Genomic DNA, 17972 nt, shown 5'->3' with positions numbered 1-17972 from the left:
GGTCAGCTCAGCGGGGACGTACCGAAGCGGCTGGGAAGGCCCAGCTTGCCAGGGTTGAGGATGCCCTCCGGGTCCAGGGCGTTCTTCACCGCGAGGAACGTGGCGAAGCCGGCCCCGAGGGATTCCTCCAGGTAGGGGCCGCGCAGCAGACCGCAGCCGTGGTGGTGGCTGAGCGCCGCGGCGTGCTTGATGAGCACGGCGTTGGCCGCGTCCCACACCGTGCGGTACCAGTCGCGGCGTGCGGCGGGCGCCACGTCTCCGCGGAGCGAGAAGTAGACGCAGGCGCCGTCGGTGTAGGCGTGGGACTGGTGGGCCGAGGCGGCCAGGGTGCCGTCCACTGCCTGGATCGCGGCGACGACCTCGTCGTAGATCACCGGGAGGTCGGTCCAGGACGCGGCCATCTCCAGGGTGTCGGCGACGAAGCCGGGGCCGGGCGTGAAGCCGTCGGCGGACTTGCCGACCAGCATCCGCTCGTCCAGCCAGCGTGCGAAGACGGCCTGGCCGTCCAGTGCGGCGCCGGACTCCTCGCAGACCTCCCTCGCCACCGTGAGCGACGCGTCGACGATGGCCGGGTCGCCCTCGTCGGCGATGAGCAGGAGGTGGGTCTCCGGGTGGCCGAAGTGGGTGCCCGATTCCAGGGTGTCGTACAGGCGCAGGACGGCCGGGGTGGCGCCGCGCTGCATGATCCTGCGGCAGGCGTCCAGGCCCTCGGCGAAGGTCGTGAAGCCGTAGGCGGCGGCGCTTGCGTACTCCGGCAGGGGGTGGACGCGCAGCCGGGCCGAGACGATGACGCCAAGGGTGCCCTCGGAGCCGATGAACAGCTGGCGCAGATCCGGGCCGACCGCGGCGCGGGCGTAGTCGCCGTAGGTGGCCCGGGTGCCGTCGGCGTGCACGACGTCGACGCCGACGACCATGTCCTCGATCTTGCCGTAGCGGGTGGAGAGTTGGCCGGCGCCGCGGCAGGCGATCCAGCCGCCGACGGTGGAGACGGCGAACGCGGACGGCCAGTGGCCGGTGGTGACGCCGTACTCCTCCTGGAGCTGCTTCTCGAAGAGGTCGCCGAACATGCCGGCCTGGACGTCCACGACGTTCGACTCGGCGTCGAAGCCGACGATCTTGTTCAGTCCGCACACGTCCAGGACGACGCCGCCGAAGACCGGGAGTGCGGCGCCGGTGACGTTGGAGCGGCCCGCGGACGGGGTGACCGGGATGCCTGCCTGGTGGCAGATCCGCAGCACGGCCGCGACCTGGTCGGCGTCGGCGGCCTCGACGATCACGGCGTTGGGGGTCGCGGGGCGGCCCTCGGTCTCGCCGATCATCGATCCGGCCCACCAGTCACGGGTCCGGGTGACGACCTCCTCGCGGGAGGTGTGCACCGCGTGCGCGGCCTCGCGCAGCGCCTCGACCACGGATTCCGGGACCTCGACGGGGTTCGCCTGGAGCGCGGCCTCGCCGTCGCCGATCGGGGTGTTCTGCGCCCACTTGGCGAAGCTGGGGGCGCCGACGGTGTAGTTGCCGCGGTTGAACGGGTGGGTGATGGTCTGACGGCTGATCATGCTGCTGCCCCTTCGAGGAGTACGGACTTTTCGTGACGGACGGCTGCGAGGTATTCGGCGACCGAACGCTCGACCTCCGCCTGGGTGAGGTTCAGTTCCCGGCCGAGGATCGCGCCGACGGCCGCGGCGGCGTCGGCGGAGGCGTCCCGGGCGAACAGCCGGGCCCGGGTGCGGCGGGAGAGGACGTCGTCGACGGACCGGGCCAGTTCGGCGCGGGCCGCGTAGACCACCTCCGCCTTCGTGTAGGGCAGTCCCGCGACGATCGGTTCGGCCAGCGCGGGGTCGTCCTGGATGAGGTCGCCGACGAAGCGGGCCTCGGTGCCGAAGCGTTCGCCCAGGTGCGCGGCGATGCCGCCGGACGCGGCGACGGCCTCGGAGTCGTAACCGGCGCCGCCGAGGAGCGGCAGGTCGGTGGTGCGGCTCCGTCCCTTACGGCCGAGGAGGGCCATCACCTTGTCGATGACGAGCTCGCCCATGTGCCGGCTGGTGGTGAGCTTTCCGCCGGTCACCGTCACCATGCCGGTGCGGCCGACGGTGATGTGGTGGTCGCGGCGCATGTCGAGGGTGGCGCCCTCCTTGCCGCCGACCAGCGGGCGCAGTCCGCCGATGGAGCCGACCACGTCGTCCGGGGTGAGCTCGCCCTCGAAGGCGGTGTTGGCGCCCTCCAGCAGGAACTCCATCTCCTGGCGGGTGCAGTGCACGTCGTCGGGGGATCCCTGGTAGTCCTCGTCGGTGGTGCCCAGCACGACGTTGTTGCCCCAGCGGGTGCAGGTCGCGCGGCGGGCCCGGCCGGGGATCGGCACGGTGACCGTGCAGTTGATCCGCACCTTGTCCCAGGGCACCACGATGTGGACGCCCTTGGCGGGCCGGATCTGCGGCCGGTGGCCTTCGTCCGCCTTCGCGTCCAGTTCGTCGGTCCACACTCCGGTGGCGTTGACGACGGCCTGTGCGCGGATGTCGAGGGTGTCGCCGTCCGCGGCGACCCGGGCCCCGCACACCGTGCCCCGCTGCATCAACAGGGCTTCTGCGGTGGCCCCGTTGAGGATCGTCGCGCCGAGCGCGGCGGCGGTGCGGACGAGGGTGAGGACGAGGCGGGCGTCGTCGGTGCGGGCGTCGAAGTACATCAGCCCGCCCTTGAGGTTCTCCGCGCGCAGTGTCGGTGCCTGGGCGAGCACCTCGGGGACGGTGAGCCGCTGGTGGAGCTTGCCGATGCGCCAGCCGCCGACCAGGTCGTACGTCCACAGCAGGCCCTCGAAGCCCTTGGCCAGGCGGGCGTCGAAGACCCCCTCCTTCTCCAGGATCGGGAAGAGGAACGGCAGCCGGTGCACCAGGTGCGGGGCGTTCTTGCGGAAGCGGTGGCGCTCCAGGAGTGAGTGCCGGACCAGGTTGACATTGCCCTGTTCGATGTAGCGCAGGCCGCCGTGCACCATCTTCGACGACTTCGACGAGGTGCCGGAGGCGAAGTCGTCCTTCTCGACCAGGGCCGCGCGCAGACCGCGCGAGGCGGCGTCGAGCACGGCGTACGCGCCGGTGACGCCACCGCCGATGACCAGCACGTCGTAGGTGTCGTCGGCCAACCGGCGCTTGAGGTCGGCCCGGTCGAGCAGCAGCGGTGTCCGGCGGGTCGCCGCGGCGGTGCGCCGCGGTTTCCGGGCGGGCATGGTGATCACAACATCAACTCCTGGTGTTTCGGTGCGGCGGCCCCATCGGGTGCGGGTCGCCGGTGCGACGGCCGGGGGCCGTCAGTGGGGGGTGCGGGTTCGGCGGTGGGCTGTCACAAAGGTGGGCTGTCACAGGGGTGTTGGTGCGGGGTCGGTCAGCTGGGTGTCCAGCACGTCGTGCCAGGCGGCCCGCGACGCGGTGCGCTCGGCCGCCGTGAGCGAGGGCTCGAAGACCCGGCCCTGCGGCTGCGCCTCGACGACCTCTTCGAGCGAGGACCACAGGCCCTGGGCCACGCCGGCCAGGTACGCGGTGCCGCGCAGGCTCGCGGTGGCGGAGTCGGCGACCCGTTCCAGCGGCAGGCCGGTCAGATCGGCCTGGATCTGCATCAGCGGGTCGCTGCCGGAGACGCCGCCGCCGACCCGGAGCCGGGTGAACGGGGTGCCCATGGTGTCGGCGACCCCGTCGATCAGGTCGCACACCGAGTGCGCGATCCCGTCGAGCACGGCGCGGGCGAGGTCGGCGCGGGTGGTGGCCAGGGTGAGCCCGCTGAGGGACGCGGTGGCCTCCGGGTGCCAGACCGGCGTACGGACCCCGGCGAGCGCCGGCACGAAGCGCGGGGTGCGGCCCGGCCGGGTGGGGACCCGGCCCGCTTCCGCGCCGAGTTCTTCCGGCGAAGCGAACAGCCGCAGATCGTCGCAGAGCCAGCGCAGCGCGGAACCCGCGGTGGAGGTGTACGCCTCCAGGCTGTAGTGGGTGATGTCGCCCTGCCGGCGGCCGGGTTGGGCGAGGACTCCGGCGATGTCCGGTCGGGGCAGGGCGGGTGTGGTGCCGGTCGCCGCGTCGACGAAGGCGCCGGTCCCGTACATGCACATGCCCTGTCCGGTGGCGAGACCGCCGAGTGCGACAAGGGCGGCGTGCTGGTCCCCCATGGACGCGGTCAGCGGGACGGCGCTGCCGAGGGCGGCCGGGTCGGTGGTGCCGAATCCGGCGTCGTCGGAGCGGAGTTCGGGCAGCAGGTCGAGGGGGAAGCCGAGGTGGCCGATCCATTCCTCGTCCCAGGCGTGCCGGTCGAGCAGGTATCCGCCGGTGGAGGCGGCGTTGGTCGGGGTGGTGGCGTGTACGGCGCCACCGGTGAGGCGCCAGATCAGCCAGGTGTCGACGGTGCCGAAGAGCAGCCGTCCGGCCCGGTGCGCCTCGGCCGCCTCCCGGTGTGCGGCGATCTGCCGGGCGGCCCAGAGGAACGGGGAGCGGGCGCCGACCGGCCTGCCCTGCCGGGCCAGCAGGGCGGCGTCCCATTCCGCCTCGTAGGCGGTGAGTTCGTGTGCGTACCGGCGGTCCTGCCACACCACGGCGGGCAGCAGGGGCAGTCCGGTGACCCGGTCCCAGAGCATCGCCGTGGCCCGCTGTGTGGACAGCGCGACCGAGGTGATCTCGATGCCCTCCTCGCGTGCCCGGCCGCATGCCTGGCGGGCCACCTCGACGGTGGCGGTCCAGATCTCCATCGGGTCCTGCTCGACCGAGAGGTCGTCGGGATGGCTGACCTTGATCGGCCGGTAGAACACCTCATGGGTGGCGCCCGAGTCGAGCACGACTCCGGCCCGGGTGCCCGTGGTGCCCTCGTCGATGGACAGCACACCGCGCCGTGGGGAGGCGCCGGGGAATGTCTGCGTCATGGCAGCCCTTTCAGTCGGACATCGCGAGCGAGCCGTGCGGAGGGGGCGGATGGGGAGAGGCGGATGCGGCGGGGAGGGGACCGTCGTGCGGTGCGCCGGGTCCGGCGGCGGTCAGCGCACCGGTACGGAGGGCGTCGCGGTGGTGTCGCGGTCCGGTCCGGCGGCCTCGTCGGGCGCGGCGGCCCGCATCGGGTCCCACTTGATCACCAGGCAGGTGAGCAGGCCGAGCAGCGGTACGGCGGACAGCACCAGGAAGGTGTCGGCGAGTCCGAGCGAGTCCTTGATCTGCGGGAACACATACAGTCCGACGACGCTGCCGAAGCTGCCGACCATCCCGGTGACGCCGGTGCCCAGTGCGCGGACGTCGCTGCTGTAGGAGAGCGCGGCGATGGACTTGCCGTTGGCTCCGGGGCCCGCCGAGTGGCAGAGGATGAACAGCACCGGCAGCAGGAACGCCACGGCCATGGGCGCCTTCTCGAAGGTCAGCCCCATCGCGACCAGGGCCACGAAGACCCCGGCGAATCCGGCGGCGGAGCTGAGCCGCAGCCCCAGGCGGCGGCCGAAGTACGCGGACAGCAACCCGCCGGCGATACCGAAGGCGTTGAACACCATCGAGCCGACGGTGGCCTTCTCGAAGCTCTCGCCGAAGATCGCCAGGCTGATCAGCGGGAGGTACCAGCCGACCGCGAAGTACTGCATCGACTGCCCGAGCGAGATCACCGAGGAGAGGATCGTGCGCGGCAGGTACTCGCCCTTGAACAGGAGCCCGGCCTGGCGGAATCCGATGGCGGGTGCCTGGGCCGCGGTGCGGGTCGTCGCGTCGGGCGTACCGGCGACGGCCTTGATCCCGTAGATCCGGTCCAGGTTGGCGACGGACTCCGCCAGCCGGCCCTTGCTCGCCAGCCAGGCGGGGCTCTCCTTGAGCATCAGTGCCTGGGCCAGCAGCAGCGCGGCGGCGACGACCGCGGCCGAACCGACCGACCAGCGCCAGATGTCGGCGCCGACGTCCAGGTGGAAGAAGACCAGGGCCAGGGCGAGGTTGCTGGTGGTGGCGACGTACCAGACGGCCTGCCACAGGTTGAGCCGGCCGCCCAGCTTCGCGGGCGTGTACTCGGCGAGCAGCGCCATGGCGACCGCGAAGTCGATGCCGTACGCGATGCCCACCAGGACCCGGCCGAGCCAGACGACGGTGAAGTCGCCGGCGAACGCGGCGAGCAGACCGCCCGCGATCGCGAACACCTTGGCGATGAGGAGCGGGGGGACGCGGCCGATGCGGGTGGCGAGCCAGCCGCCGAGGGGGTTGAAGAGGATCGCCAGGGCCGGTGCGGTGGCCGTGAGGATCGAGACCTGGGTGCTGGTGAGCTCCATCTGGGACGTCATCGGTCCCAGACCGGCGCTCAGCGCCGCGTTCGAATAGGCGTCGAGGAACAGCCCTCCGAACACGAGGAACCAGATGACCTGCGCCCGGCCGGTGATCTTTCCCAGCCCGTCGATGAGCGCAACGACGTCGGTGACGCCAAAGACGCCCGGACGTTGTGCCATGAATCCGCCTTCGAGGAAGACCTGCCGGCGGCACGGGGAAGGCACAGAAAAAGGCACGACGAAGCCACCGACAGGTGGTCTGTTGTCTATGCCTGTCAAAACACTGCGGAAAGCGCCGCAGCACGTGAACTGCTGGAACTGCTGGAACTGCCAAGGAGCGGTGCAGTGAGGTTAAGAACGAGCCAGGAGAAACGTCAAGGGTTTCAGCCAGGTTACTGAAACGTGACGGGTCCGCGGTACGGGGCTCGGGTCGGGTGACGGCGAGGAGCGCGCGGACGCCGCCGGCGCGGGTGCGACGGGTGCCGCCCTCCCGCCGAACTGCCTCAACTGCCTCAACTGCCTCAACTGCCCAGAAAGTAGGAGCACTGGTACGGGCCCAGTGGCTCGCCCTTGGGACGGAGGGTGACCTGGATGTCGTCGGGGCGGAGTGTGGGGTGGAGGACCGCCTGGGCGCGGGCCAGGCTGCACACCAACTGTCCGTTGCGGAGGCGGTCGTCGGCGGAGAGGTAGGTGTCCGGTGCGTCAAGGGTGACGCGGTTGCCGGTGGCGAAGGCGTGGTACGAGCCGTTGAGCAGCACGAGGTTGGTGAGTCCGCTCTTCTGCTCCGCCTCGTTCGGGCCGGCGAAGAGGAGCTTGAGGGCGAAGTCGAGGTTGCGCACCTGCACGCCCGGCCGCGAGACGCCGCGAAGCCCCGTGTCCGAGGCGAAGTAGATCCGCATGCCCTTGGCGAGGCCCGCTATGGGCTCACCGGCGTCGACGACTTCCGTGGGCCTGATGCCGCAGCCGGCGACGGCCGCCAGGAGCAGGGCCACGGCGGCGCGGAGGCGGGGGGTCCTCATGGCACATCCTTCGGACGGTTGCGGGGAAACCGGAGGGTGAAGACCGCGCCGCCCTCCGCGCGGTTGGCGGCTTCGATGGTGCCGCCGTGCAACTGGGCGTTCTCCAGCGCGATCGCGGTGCCGAGGCCGCTGCCCTCGGACCGCCTGCGAGCGGTGTCGGCCTTGTAGAAGCGGTCGAAGACCTGCGGCAGGACCTCAGGGGGCAGGCCGGGTCCGCAGTCCGTGACCTCGACGGTGATCTCCTCGTCCGTGGCGCGAAGCACCACAGTCACGGGCTGGGCCCCGTGTTGCAGCGCGTTGCCGACGAGGTTTGCCACCACGACATCGAGCCGGCGCCGGTCGACCACCGCCCGCGCTCCGTCGGCGAGATCCGTGCGCACCTCGCAGAGCCAGCCTCGCCGGGTGAGCGTCGTGCGGACCAGCTCCGCCAGGTCGGTCTCGACGGCGTCGAGCGAGACGGTTCTGGCGTCAAAGCGCGAGATCTCGATGAGGTCCTGGACGAGTCGGGTGAGCTGGGCGATCTCCGTACTGACGGTGCGGGCGGCCAGGGCGGAGTCCGGCGGCAGCTGGTCGACGTCCTCGTCCAGCACGGTGGACACCACGGTCATCGCGGCGAGCGGGGTGCGCAGTTCGTGTGAGACGTCGGCGACGAACCGGCGTGCCCGCGCCTCCTGTTCACGCAGCTCGGCGACGGAGGTCTGAAGGCTCTCGGCGGTGTCGTTGAAGGTTTCTGCCAGCTGGGCGAGTTCGTCGCGCCCCCTCACCGTGACACGGGTGGAGAGTTCACCGGCGGCGAGCATGCGGGTGGCCCGGCCGAGGTCCCGTACGGGGCGGAGCACGGTGCGCGCGGCGAGCAGGGCGAGTGCCGCGGCCAGCAGGACGACCGGGACGGTTCCGGCCCGGACGGTGGCCAGCAGTACGGCGATGTCCTCCTCCTCGGCCCTGAGCGGGGCGATGGTGAAGACGTCGAGGTCGGAGGTGCGCCCGGTGTCGAAGGCCACGGACGCACCGATCACCAGGAACGGTTCGCCGTGCCACTCGACGCGCTGGAACCGCATCCGGCCGGTGGTCCTGACCGCGGTCCGCAGCTCAGGGGTGATCCGTGTCTGGTCCGCCCGGGAATCCGAGGCGGCCGTGAGGTCGTGGTACCGGGCGACGACGAGGTCACCGCCGAGCCCGCGCGAGACGCTCGCGGCGAAGCGGGTGAGCGTGCTCTGGTCGGGGGGTATGTCGAGGTCGGTCGCCACATCGCTGACCCGGCTGCGGAAATCGGTCTTCAGCGCGTTCTGGGCCCGCTCCAGCACGGCGTTGCGGGATTCGCGGTAGGCGAGCGTGGTCGAGGTCACCGCGCTGATCAGGGTGACGAGGACGAACGTGACCACCAGGCGGATGCGCAGCCCGCCCATACGGGCCCGGAGATCTCTCATCCGTGGCTCACAGAGGGCCGAACCGGTAGCCGAAACCCCGGACCGTCTGGATGTACCGGGGCTGGGCGGGGAGGTCCTCGATCTTGGTGCGCAGCCTGCGCACGGCGGCGTCCACCAGTCGCGAGTCGCCCAGGTAGTCGAGGTCCCAGACCGAGGCCAGCAGTTGCTCCCGGCTGAACACCCGGCCCGGGGATGCCGACAGCTCCAGCAGCAGCCGCAGCTCCATCGGCGGCAGGGGGACGGGCGTGCCCAGCTTGGTCACGGTCAGGCCGACCCGGTCGATGAAGAGCCCGGCGTGCTGCTCTCCCGGCACGGAGCCGGGCACCGGTTCGGCACGGCGCAGTGCCGCCCGGATACGCGCCTCAAGTACGAAGGACGTGGCCGGTTTGACCACATAGTCGTCAGCGCCCGCTTCGAGGCCGGTGACGATGTCCTGGTCGTCGCCGCGGGCCGTGAGCATGATCACCGGGATGGTGCTGCGGGCCCGGATGGCGCGGCAGACCTCGAAGCCGTCCATGCCGGGCAGCATCAGGTCGAGGACCACGAGCTCGACGGGCTTCCCGGGAAGGCCGTCCAGCAGGGGGAGAGCCTCCTCGCCGGCGCCGGCCACGGATACGTCGTAGTCGTGTCGGCGCAGTACGAGTTCCATCCCGTCGCGTACGGAGGTGTCGTCCTCGATGAGCAGCACATGCGGCATGACCCCGATTATGCGGGAGCGTTTGCCCATGTCAGACCGGGTCGGCCCGGAGGATCGCGCCGCGCGGCCGATTGTTACGTCCCCATCATCCGGGCATCCACCGCCCATCATGTGAGGGGCTGAGCGTTGACGGCATGGACATGCGAACACCATCCCGTGCCGCGGGCCGTCTTCGTCTGGCGGCGCTCCTCGCGCTTCCCGTACTGGTCTTCTCGGCCGCCTGCGGCAGCGGGGGCGACGGGCTCAAGACGGGCGAGGACATCGCCTCCGTTCCCGGGGACACCGCCTCCGCCGGCCAGGACACCGCGCGTTCCGGCACGCAGGGCGGCGCCGGCGACAAGGGCGCTTTCTACGACGCGCAGATGACGTACGTGCAGTGCATGCGCGGCAAGGGCGGCATCAAGGACTTTCCCGACCCGAAGCTGAGCGGCTATCTCGACTGGACGAAGATCGACGAGATCGCCCGGAGGCCCGGGAACCAGGAGGCGTCCAAGGGCGGCAAGAGGGGGGCCTGCGGCACGGAGATGTCCGCCGCCATGCGCCTGGAGCCGAAGCGCGACGTGCAGAAGGAGTACGAGTCGTTCCTGGCGCACGCCACCTGCATGCGGAAGCACGGCGTCTCGAAATTCACCAACCCCACGCTCTCCGGCGGCAACGTGATGCCCGGCGGCGACCCCAGCCCGGCGGCGCCGCAGATCGACACCGAATCCCCCGCGTACAAGCAGGCCCGCCAGACGTGCAAGGACAAGCTGCTCGACGGTCTGGACGGCATGCAGTGACCCGACGAAAGGCACTGGTCGCGGCCGGTGCGGTGACGGCCGTTGCGGCGCTCGGCGCCGGAGCCCTGGTCCTCGGCGGCGGTGACCGGGACGCGCAGGCGGAGAAGAAGGGCGCCCTGCCTCCCGCCACGACCGAGATCACCCGCACCGACCTCGTGCAGAGCAAGACCGTCGACGGACACCTCGACTTCGCACGGCGTCGCACCGTCAAGTCCCCGGTCGAGGGGACGGTCACCAAGGCCGCCGAGGAGGGCCGGACGGTCGTGGCCGGGCAGCGGCTGTACGAGCGCGATGCCCGGCCGGTGATCCTCATGTACGGGCCGACGCCGGTGTTCCGGGCGATGAAGGTCGGTGACCGGGGCCCCGACGTCCTGCAGTTGGAGCGCAACCTGCGCGACCTGGGGTTCGGCGCGAACCTCTACGTCGACACCCGCTACGACAAGGGCACCGAAGCCGCGGTCAAGAGCTGGCAGAAGTCGCTCGGCATCGAGAACGCGGACGGCCGGATCGGCAGGGGGGACATCGTCTTCCAGCCCGGCGCGGTGCGGGTGGTGGCGGCCGACGCCGCACTCGCCGACCAGATCGGCCCGGAGAAGCCCGTGCTGACCGTCGCCTCGACCACACCGGTCGTGCGGGCCCGGCTCGACCAGACCGACGCGGCGCTGACGTCCCGGGGCACCAAGGTCGAGGTCACCCTGCCCAGCGGCAGGGCCGTCGGCGGCAAGGTGGCGGGAACCGTCGGGCCCGAGACGCCGGGGGGCTCCGCCGAGCCGAGCCAGGACGGCATCACGGTCGAGGTCGCCTTGGACGGTGACCGGTCCGCCCTCGCCACCGAGGACGCCAAGGCCACCGCCAGCGTCAAGTTCGTCAGCGAGAGCCGCCGGAACGTGCTGACCGTGCCCGTCGAGGCGGTCGTCGCGCTGCGCGGCGAGAACGGCGGCTACGGCCTGCAGATCGTCCAGGGCGGTACCGCCAGGATGGTCCGGGTCACGACCGGCATGACCGCCGACGGGCGTATCGAGGTCAGCGGCGGCGGCATCTCCGCGGGCATGAGGGTCGGAGTGGCCAAGCCATGACACTCGTCGAACTCCAGGCCGCCGCCAAGTCCTACCCCGGCGGTGTGCACGCCCTGCGCGGTGTGGACCTGCACGTCGACCGGGGCGAACTCGTCGCGATCGTCGGCCCGTCCGGGTCGGGGAAGTCCACGCTGCTCAATCTGATCGGCACCCTCGACCGGCCCACGTCGGGCAGCGTCCGGGTGGCCGGACACGATGTGGCCGCGCTCGGCGAGCGTCGACTGTCCGCGCTGCGGGCTCGGCACATCGGTTTCGTGTTCCAGCACTTCCACCTGTCCCCCGGCCGGGACGCGGTCGACAATGTCGCGGACGGCCTGCTCTACGCGGGCGTGCCGCGCAAGGAGCGGCGGGCACGGGCCCGTAGCGCACTGGAGCGGGTCCGCCTCGGTCACCGGCTCTCGCACCGGCCCGACGAGCTGTCCGGCGGGGAGAAGCAACGCGTCGCCATCGCCCGCGCCCTGGTCGGCGAGCCGGACCTGCTGCTCGCCGACGAACCGACGGGCGCGCTGGACAGCGCATCCGGCGAGATCGTGATGCAACTCGTCCACGAACTCCATGCGTTGGGCACGACGATCTGCGTGATCACCCACGACCAGGAGATCGCCGCCTCGCTGCCCCGCCGCATACGGTTCAGGGACGGGGCCGTGGTCGGCGACTCCCGTTCCGGCGGGGCGGCCTCATGACCGGCCCGGCGCTGAAACCCGCCCGCCTCGCCGCGGCCGACATCCTGCGGGTCGGCGCCTTCGGACTGCGCGCCCGCCGTGCCCGCGTGGTGCTCTCCGCCCTCGGCATCGCGATCGGCATCGCCACCATGGTCGCGGTCGTCGGCCTCTCCACGTCCAGCCGGGCCGACCTGATGTCCCGGCTCGACCGCCTCGGGACGAATCTGCTCACCGTCGAGGCCGGCAAGGACGCCCTGGGCCGGGAGGTGAAGCTGCCGAAGAACGTGGAGGCCATGGTCGAGCGCATCGGCCCGGTGCAACATGCCACGGCCATCGGGCAGTTGGATGCCCGCATCCGCCGCAGCGACGTCGTTCCCGAGGAGCAGCCGGCCGGAGTCACCGCGCAGGCCGTCCGGACGGACCTGCTGACCGCCCTCAACTCCAGGGTGGCCAAGGGCCGCTGGCTCGACCGCGCCGGTGAACGACTCCCGGTCACCGTCCTCGGAGCCGTCGCGGCCGAGCGGATGGGCATCACCGAGCCCGGCGAGAAGATCATGATGAACAACCGGTACGTCGTGGTCGTCGGCATCCTCAGCCCCGTCGAACTCGTCCCCAACCTCGACCGCATGGCCCTGGTCGGCTTCCCGGCGGCGCAGAGGTATCTGGGGTTCGACGGCCACCCCACGACCGTCTTCGAGAGGTCCCCGGACGCCTCGGTCGACGACGTCCGGGCGGTGCTGGCGCGGACGGTCATGCCCGGCAACGAGGGTTCCGTGAAGGTGTCCCGGCCCTCCGACGCACTGGCGGCGAAGGCCGCCGCCGACAAGGGACTCACCGGCCTGATGCTCGGCCTCGGCGCCGTCGCCCTCCTGGTGGGCGGGGTCGGTGTCGCCAACACCATGGTCGTCTCGGTCCTGGAACGCCGGCAGGAGATCGGTCTGCGCCGGGCGATCGGTGCCACCAGGGCCGCGATCCGGCTCCAGTTCCTCACCGAGTCGCTGCTGCTGTCGGCGCTGGGCGGGGTGGCGGGGGCGGCGCTCGGCGCGGCGGCCACGTTCGCCTTCGCCGCGGCGCAGGGCTGGGTCGCCGTCGTACCGCTCTGGTCGCTCGGCGGCGGTCTGGGCGCAACGCTCGTCATCGGTGTCCTGGCCGGTCTCTACCCGGCGATCCGGGCTTCCCGGCTCGACCCCACGGTCGCGCTCCACGCGGCCTGACCACCCCGCACGTCAGGGGAACGGGCCCGGGCATACCTCTGAGGGTTGACGCGGTGCGGGCGGGCGCGACCTGAGGCTGACCACAAGGCGTACCTGATGCTGACGAGGAAGGAGGGGGCCGGTCCATAGGCTCGGTGGTGTTCCTGACGGCACGTCATAGCTGCTCAGGGTGGACAAACCGAGGGCAGATGACGACGTACCGATACACCGTGGCCGAGCTGCGCGGACAGCTGCGGCAACTGGTCCTCACCGGGGCCGCGATCGCGCTGGGGGTGGCCTTCCTGATCGCCTCCGTGAGCGGCAGCGGGGCGCTGGTGGACTCCTTCAGCCAGACCGCCGCCGCCGAGGTCGGGCCCGGTGACGTGCAGGTGACCCCCGTGGCGAAGCGAGCACTGGAGACCGAAACGGCCGCCCGAGCGCGGCAGGTGACCGGTGTGGCCGGGGTGGCACTGCGACTGACCGGCCGGGGCGGGGTGCTGACCGCGGACGGGCGGCCGCTGGGCGACGCCGCGGTGGTGAGCTCGGTCGCCGCCGACCCGGCGCTGCGCTGGCAGTTGCTCAAGGACGGACGGTGGCCGAGCGCCCCGGGCGAGGTCCTGCTCGATGCCGACACCGCGCGGCGGATCGCCGCCGCGCCCGGCGCGGACATCCGACTGGTCCGCGCCGACGGCGGCACCGCCACCGCCCACCTGGTCGGCACCCTGGACGGCCGCGGCGCGCCCAGCTTCGCCGGGCACCCGGTCATCGGCGTACCGGACGGCGCGGTGCGGCAGTACGGCACCGGGGTCACCGCCACCCAGCTCGACGTCCGGCTCCTGCCGGACGCCTCGCGGGCGCGCGGCGCACAGACGCTGCGCGCCGCGCTCGGCCCCACCGTCGAGACCCGCACCCGGGATGCGTCCGTCACCGAGGCGACCCGGCAGAGCAAGACGCTCTACGGAGTGGTGCTGATCGCCGCCCTCTCCTTCGTCCTGATCGCCCTCGCGGTGGCGCGGATGGTGGTCAGCAACACCTTCTCGGTGGTGCTGGGGCAGCGCACCCAACAGCTCGCCCTGCTGCGCTGCGTGGGCGCCGACCGAGCGCAGATCCATCGGCTGATCCGCCGTCAGGGCCTGCTGCTCGGGGTGGGTGCCTCGGCCGCCGGGGCGCTGCTCGGGACCGGGCTCTGTGCCGCCGGTACGGCGTTGGCCCGTACCGCCGACCTCGGGCCCGTGCACCTCTCGCTCCTGCCGTCCCCGGTGGTCGTCGTCCTGGCCGGGCTGTTCGGCGTCCTGCTCACCCTGCTGGCCGTCCGCGGTCCGGCCAAGGCCGCCTCGGCGGTGCCGCCGTTGGCCGCGCTCGGCGGTGCGCGCACGGTGGGCGACGGTCCGGCCCGGCTGCGCGCCGCCGCGTGGTCCGCGGCGCTGCTGCTCGCGGGCGTGGCACTGCTGGCATTCGGGGCGCTGGGCGCACCGCCGCTCTCCCTGCTCGCCGTCACGCTCGGCGCGATCAGCAGCTTCTTCGGGGTGCTGCGGCTCAGCCACCGGCTGCTGCCGGCGGTCGTCGCCGCGCTGGGCGCCCCCGCGCGGCGGCTCGGCGGCACAGCCGGGCGCCTCGCCACCCAACAGCTGCGGCTCAACCCCGCGCGGACCGGCGCCACCGGTTCGGCGCTGCTGCTCGGCGTGACGGTGCTGGTCAGCGCCGTCACCGCACTGTCGATCACCTCCAACTCCCTGGTGCCGTTGGTCTCCGCGCGCCAGCCCGCAGTCTTCTCGGCAGCCCCCACCGGCGGCCCGCTGCCCGCCGGGGCGCTCTCCGCGCTCGGTGCGCAGCGCGGGCTCGTCGTCACGCCGGTCCGCTCGGCGACCGTGGAGATCGACGGCCACGGCACCCTGGTCGCCGCCGTCGACCCGGCCCGGCTCAACACCCGCACCGACGGCATCGACCGGGCCCGCACGCTCGCCGACGGCACCGCGCTGAGCGGCCTCGACAACGCCGGCGTACACCAGGTGGCGAAGGCGGCGGGCCGACCCGGCACCACCCTGCGGATCGAACCCGGGCGCAGCAGCCTGCCGTTCACGCTCCAGAGCGGGGCCTTCCTGCTGGTGACACCGGCGACCCTGGACCGGCTCGCCCCCGGCGCGGCCGTCACCACGGCCTGGATCAGCCCCTCCCCCGGCACCGACCACCCCACTGCCCGCCGGGCCATGGACCGGGCACTGGCCGACCACCCCGACGTTCGGGTCACCGACACCGAAGCGCAGGCGCAGGGTCTGCGCTCGCTGCTGGACCGGATGATGCTGATCACCATGGCGCTGCTCGGCTTCTCGGTCGCCATCGCCGGACTGGGCGTCGCGGCCACGCTGATGCTCAGCATCACCGAACGCGCCCGCGAGATCGGCATGTTGCGCGCCATCGGGATGTCCCGCGGGCAGCTGCGCCGCATGCTCACCATGGAGGCGCTCCTGCTGTCCCTGGCCGCCGCGGTGACCGGCACCGCCCTTGGCCTCGGCTACGGCTGGACGGCCGCCCGCTCGGTCACCTCCACCGTGGGAACGACCGGCGGCCCACCCGTACTTCTGGTACTGGCGGCACTGGCACTGACCGTGCTCACCGGACTCGCAGCCGCCGTCCTGCCGGCCCGCCGCGTCGGCCGGATGACCGTCATCACCGCCCTCCGCACGACGTAGCACCAGCCAGGCACCCCAGACCCGGACGACTGCCTGACGCACACATCGCACCACAACCAACAGCACAAGTGACAAGTGACAAGTGAGGGGAATACCCATGCGGTTCGGTTTGCAGAAGATGACAGCGGTGGCGTTGTCCGTCCTCGCCACCATGGGGCTCACCGCCCCCGCGCAGGCCGCGTCACCGACGGCGCCACGGATCGACTGGCAGCGGTGCAGCGGGGCGGACCCGTCGGAGACGCTGCGGTGCGGGCAGCTCTCCGTGCCGGTCGACTGGTCCCGGCCCGGGACCTCTCCCCGCACGACCGTCGACGTCGCGCGCCTGCCCGCGGCCGATCCCGAACACCGCGTCGGGACGCTCTTCTTCAACCCCGGCGGCCCCGGAGACGGCGAGGTCGGATACCTCCGCGACGCACAGGCCCGCGAGCAGTACTTCCCGCAGCGGATACGTGACCGCTTCGACATCGTCGCCGTGGAGCCGCGCGGCACCGGCATCAATCCCCCGCTGAACTGCCCTGCACCGGTGGACCTTTCGGTGAGCAGGTTCCCCGCCGACCGCTCGGCCGCCGCCGCACTCGTGCGCAGCAACCGGCACTTCGCGAAGGACTGCGCCCAGGGCACCGGCCCCCTGTTCGCCCACCTCGACACCGGCAGCATCGCCCGGGACATGGACGCGGTCCGCACGGCACTGGGAGAACGGACGATCAGCTTCCTCGGACTCTCCTACGGCACCATGGTGGCCCAGAGCTACGCCGAGCTCTACCCCGCGAGAGTGCGGGCGATGGTCGTGGACGGCGTGGTGGACCGGTCGCTGACCTGGCGCCGGATGGCCGAGATCGACGCGGCCGCCGTGGAGGACGGCGTGGGACGGTTCGCGCGCTGGTCCGACGAGAACGCACCGAGCGCACTGCACGGCCAGGACGTCCGCGGCCTGCTGACCTCGCTACTGCACCGCGCCGACGACGGTGCGATCAAGGACGCCGACCGACGGGTGCGCCCCGAGGAGATCGCACATGCGGTGAACACCGGCCTCCAGACACCGAAGTTCTACGAGATGCTCGCGACCGCGTTGCGGAAGACGGCCGACAGCAACGACTTCGCCCCGCTCGCTCCCTTCGCCGCCGCTAACAACCCCGAATACGCCTCGTACCGCTCGATCATCTGCCAGGACATCCCCGGCCCGGCCGACGCCGAGACCACCCTCCCGGCAGCCGTGCGCGAGGTACGCAAGGCCGGACCGACCCTGCGCGGCTACTCCGAGTTCTGGGACATCGCCAGCGGCTGCGCCGGCTGGCCGGTCAGCTCCCCCTGGAAGCCGCACACGTGGCACGTCCCCACCACCTTCCCTCCCGTCCTCCTCCTCTCCGGCGCACACGACGTGGCCACACCCCCGCCCTTCGCCGACCGGGTCAGGCGCACCCTCCCCACCAGCAAACTCCTCCGCTGGAACACCGACGGCCACACCGCCTGGCACAACAGCCCGACCACGGTCGATGCAGCGGTCGACTACCTCACCACCCTGCGCATGCCGAAGGCCGCTTCCTGACCTGACGACGACAGCGCGGCAACAACCCCACAGCACCGCACGCCCAACGCGGGCCCCGCCTTGCCCTGCTGACCTCAGCATGCGCTTGCGCGGGGCCCGGTGGCGCGGGGCGGGCTCTTCGGCCCGGTTCCGAAGCGGCAGATCCGGCCGGCCACGGTCGATCTGGAGGGGCGCAGTAGGGCGGAAAGGGGGCCCCTCGTGGAGACAAGACACCGATACTGACCGGACACCTACGTGAAGGAGATTGACGTGACCAATGACGAGCAGCAGCTGGCCGCGCTTCTCAACACCCTGCCCGGCCGGGACGAGGCTGACTTCTGGCGCGGGGTGAAGGCCGCCGCGGGCCTCTCCCGGATACGTGCGACGATGTCCGCCGCTGTCCGCGAGGCTGAGGAGGGCGTCTTCGGCTCTCTTGCCGGACTGGTCCTCGACGCCTTCGGCCAGGACGCTCGGCACAAGGCCCTCACCGATGTCCTTGCGGGCCACCTCGGCGGCACCCTCCAGGCCCGTGGCTGGATTGCCGACGCCGTCACCGCGGCCGGACGCATCAAGCGGGCCAGCACCGCAGATCCCCTCGAAACCCTCGCCAAGAAGTGGTGACCGGGCGTGCGGCGGGCTGGGGCGGGCTTC

Annotated in this window: 14 protein-coding genes; 7 read left to right on the top strand and 7 right to left on the bottom strand. The window is 72.0% G+C overall.

Features of this window, described 5'->3' with window-relative positions; translation table 11 throughout:
• Positions 1-2: 2 nt before the first annotated feature.
• The 7 genes from ACIQE0_RS00395 to ACIQE0_RS00365 form a co-directional block, all read right to left on the bottom strand.
• Positions 3-1556, bottom strand: a complete 1554-nt coding sequence (locus tag ACIQE0_RS00395; protein WP_402327949.1) for an FAD-binding oxidoreductase — start codon at positions 1554-1556, stop codon at positions 3-5.
• Positions 1553-3226 carry a glycerol-3-phosphate dehydrogenase/oxidase gene (locus ACIQE0_RS00390; protein ID WP_366330144.1) on the bottom strand — a complete coding sequence of 558 codons (1674 nt, stop codon included), beginning with the start codon at positions 3224-3226 and terminating at the stop codon, positions 1553-1555. The genes ACIQE0_RS00395 and ACIQE0_RS00390 overlap by 4 nt, the downstream gene beginning before the upstream one ends.
• 120 nt (positions 3227-3346) lie before the next feature.
• Positions 3347-4891 (bottom strand): FGGY family carbohydrate kinase, encoded by a 1545-nt coding sequence (locus ACIQE0_RS00385; protein WP_402327947.1) that lies wholly within the window; start codon positions 4889-4891, stop codon positions 3347-3349.
• Between the two features lie 111 nt (positions 4892-5002).
• Positions 5003-6433 carry an MFS transporter gene (locus tag ACIQE0_RS00380; RefSeq protein WP_402327945.1) on the bottom strand — a complete coding sequence of 477 codons (1431 nt, stop codon included), beginning with the start codon at positions 6431-6433 and terminating at the stop codon, positions 5003-5005.
• 341 nt (positions 6434-6774) lie between these two features.
• A complete protein-coding gene (locus ACIQE0_RS00375; RefSeq protein ID WP_402327943.1) occupies positions 6775-7272 on the bottom strand; it encodes a hypothetical protein in 498 nt (165 codons plus the stop codon).
• A complete protein-coding gene (locus ACIQE0_RS00370) occupies positions 7269-8699 on the bottom strand; it encodes an ATP-binding protein (RefSeq protein WP_402327941.1) in 1431 nt (476 codons plus the stop codon). Before ACIQE0_RS00370 ends, ACIQE0_RS00375 begins: the two co-directional genes overlap by 4 nt.
• Before the next feature lie 7 nt (positions 8700-8706).
• Positions 8707-9396 carry a response regulator transcription factor gene (locus tag ACIQE0_RS00365; protein ID WP_366330149.1) on the bottom strand — a complete coding sequence of 230 codons (690 nt, stop codon included), beginning with the start codon at positions 9394-9396 and terminating at the stop codon, positions 8707-8709.
• A gap of 134 nt (positions 9397-9530) precedes the next feature.
• On the opposite strand from ACIQE0_RS00365, the gene ACIQE0_RS00360 reads away from it, so the two are divergent.
• From ACIQE0_RS00360 to ACIQE0_RS00330, 7 genes are all read left to right on the top strand, one after another.
• On the top strand, positions 9531-10175 hold the full coding sequence (locus ACIQE0_RS00360; protein WP_402327939.1) for a hypothetical protein: 645 nt from the start codon (positions 9531-9533) through the stop codon (positions 10173-10175).
• Positions 10172-11251, top strand: a complete 1080-nt coding sequence (locus tag ACIQE0_RS00355; RefSeq protein ID WP_366330151.1) for a peptidoglycan-binding protein — start codon at positions 10172-10174, stop codon at positions 11249-11251. Before ACIQE0_RS00360 ends, ACIQE0_RS00355 begins: the two co-directional genes overlap by 4 nt.
• Complete coding sequence (locus ACIQE0_RS00350; protein ID WP_366330152.1) at positions 11248-11934, top strand: ABC transporter ATP-binding protein; 687 nt, start codon at positions 11248-11250, stop codon at positions 11932-11934. Before ACIQE0_RS00355 ends, ACIQE0_RS00350 begins: the two co-directional genes overlap by 4 nt.
• The gene (locus ACIQE0_RS00345; protein WP_402327936.1) at positions 11931-13127 is read left to right on the top strand and encodes an ABC transporter permease; all 1197 of its coding nucleotides are present in this window, start codon (positions 11931-11933) and stop codon (positions 13125-13127) included. The genes ACIQE0_RS00350 and ACIQE0_RS00345 overlap by 4 nt, the downstream gene beginning before the upstream one ends.
• Positions 13128-13315: 188 nt before the next feature.
• Complete coding sequence (locus tag ACIQE0_RS00340; protein ID WP_402327934.1) at positions 13316-15796, top strand: ABC transporter permease; 2481 nt, start codon at positions 13316-13318, stop codon at positions 15794-15796.
• 97 nt (positions 15797-15893) lie between these two features.
• Positions 15894-17342, top strand: coding sequence for an alpha/beta hydrolase (locus ACIQE0_RS00335; protein WP_402327932.1), 1449 nt, complete (start codon positions 15894-15896; stop codon positions 17340-17342).
• A gap of 249 nt (positions 17343-17591) precedes the next feature.
• Positions 17592-17942 carry a hypothetical protein gene (locus ACIQE0_RS00330; protein ID WP_402327930.1) on the top strand — a complete coding sequence of 117 codons (351 nt, stop codon included), beginning with the start codon at positions 17592-17594 and terminating at the stop codon, positions 17940-17942.
• The last annotated feature ends 30 nt before the right edge of the window (positions 17943-17972 follow it).

The organism is Streptomyces sp. NPDC093097 (assembly GCF_044754325.1).
In the GTDB taxonomy this organism is placed as follows: domain Bacteria; phylum Actinomycetota; class Actinomycetes; order Streptomycetales; family Streptomycetaceae; genus Streptomyces.
The sequence above is the reverse complement of the archived record's forward strand: the minus strand, read 5'-3'. Positions and strand labels throughout refer to the sequence as shown.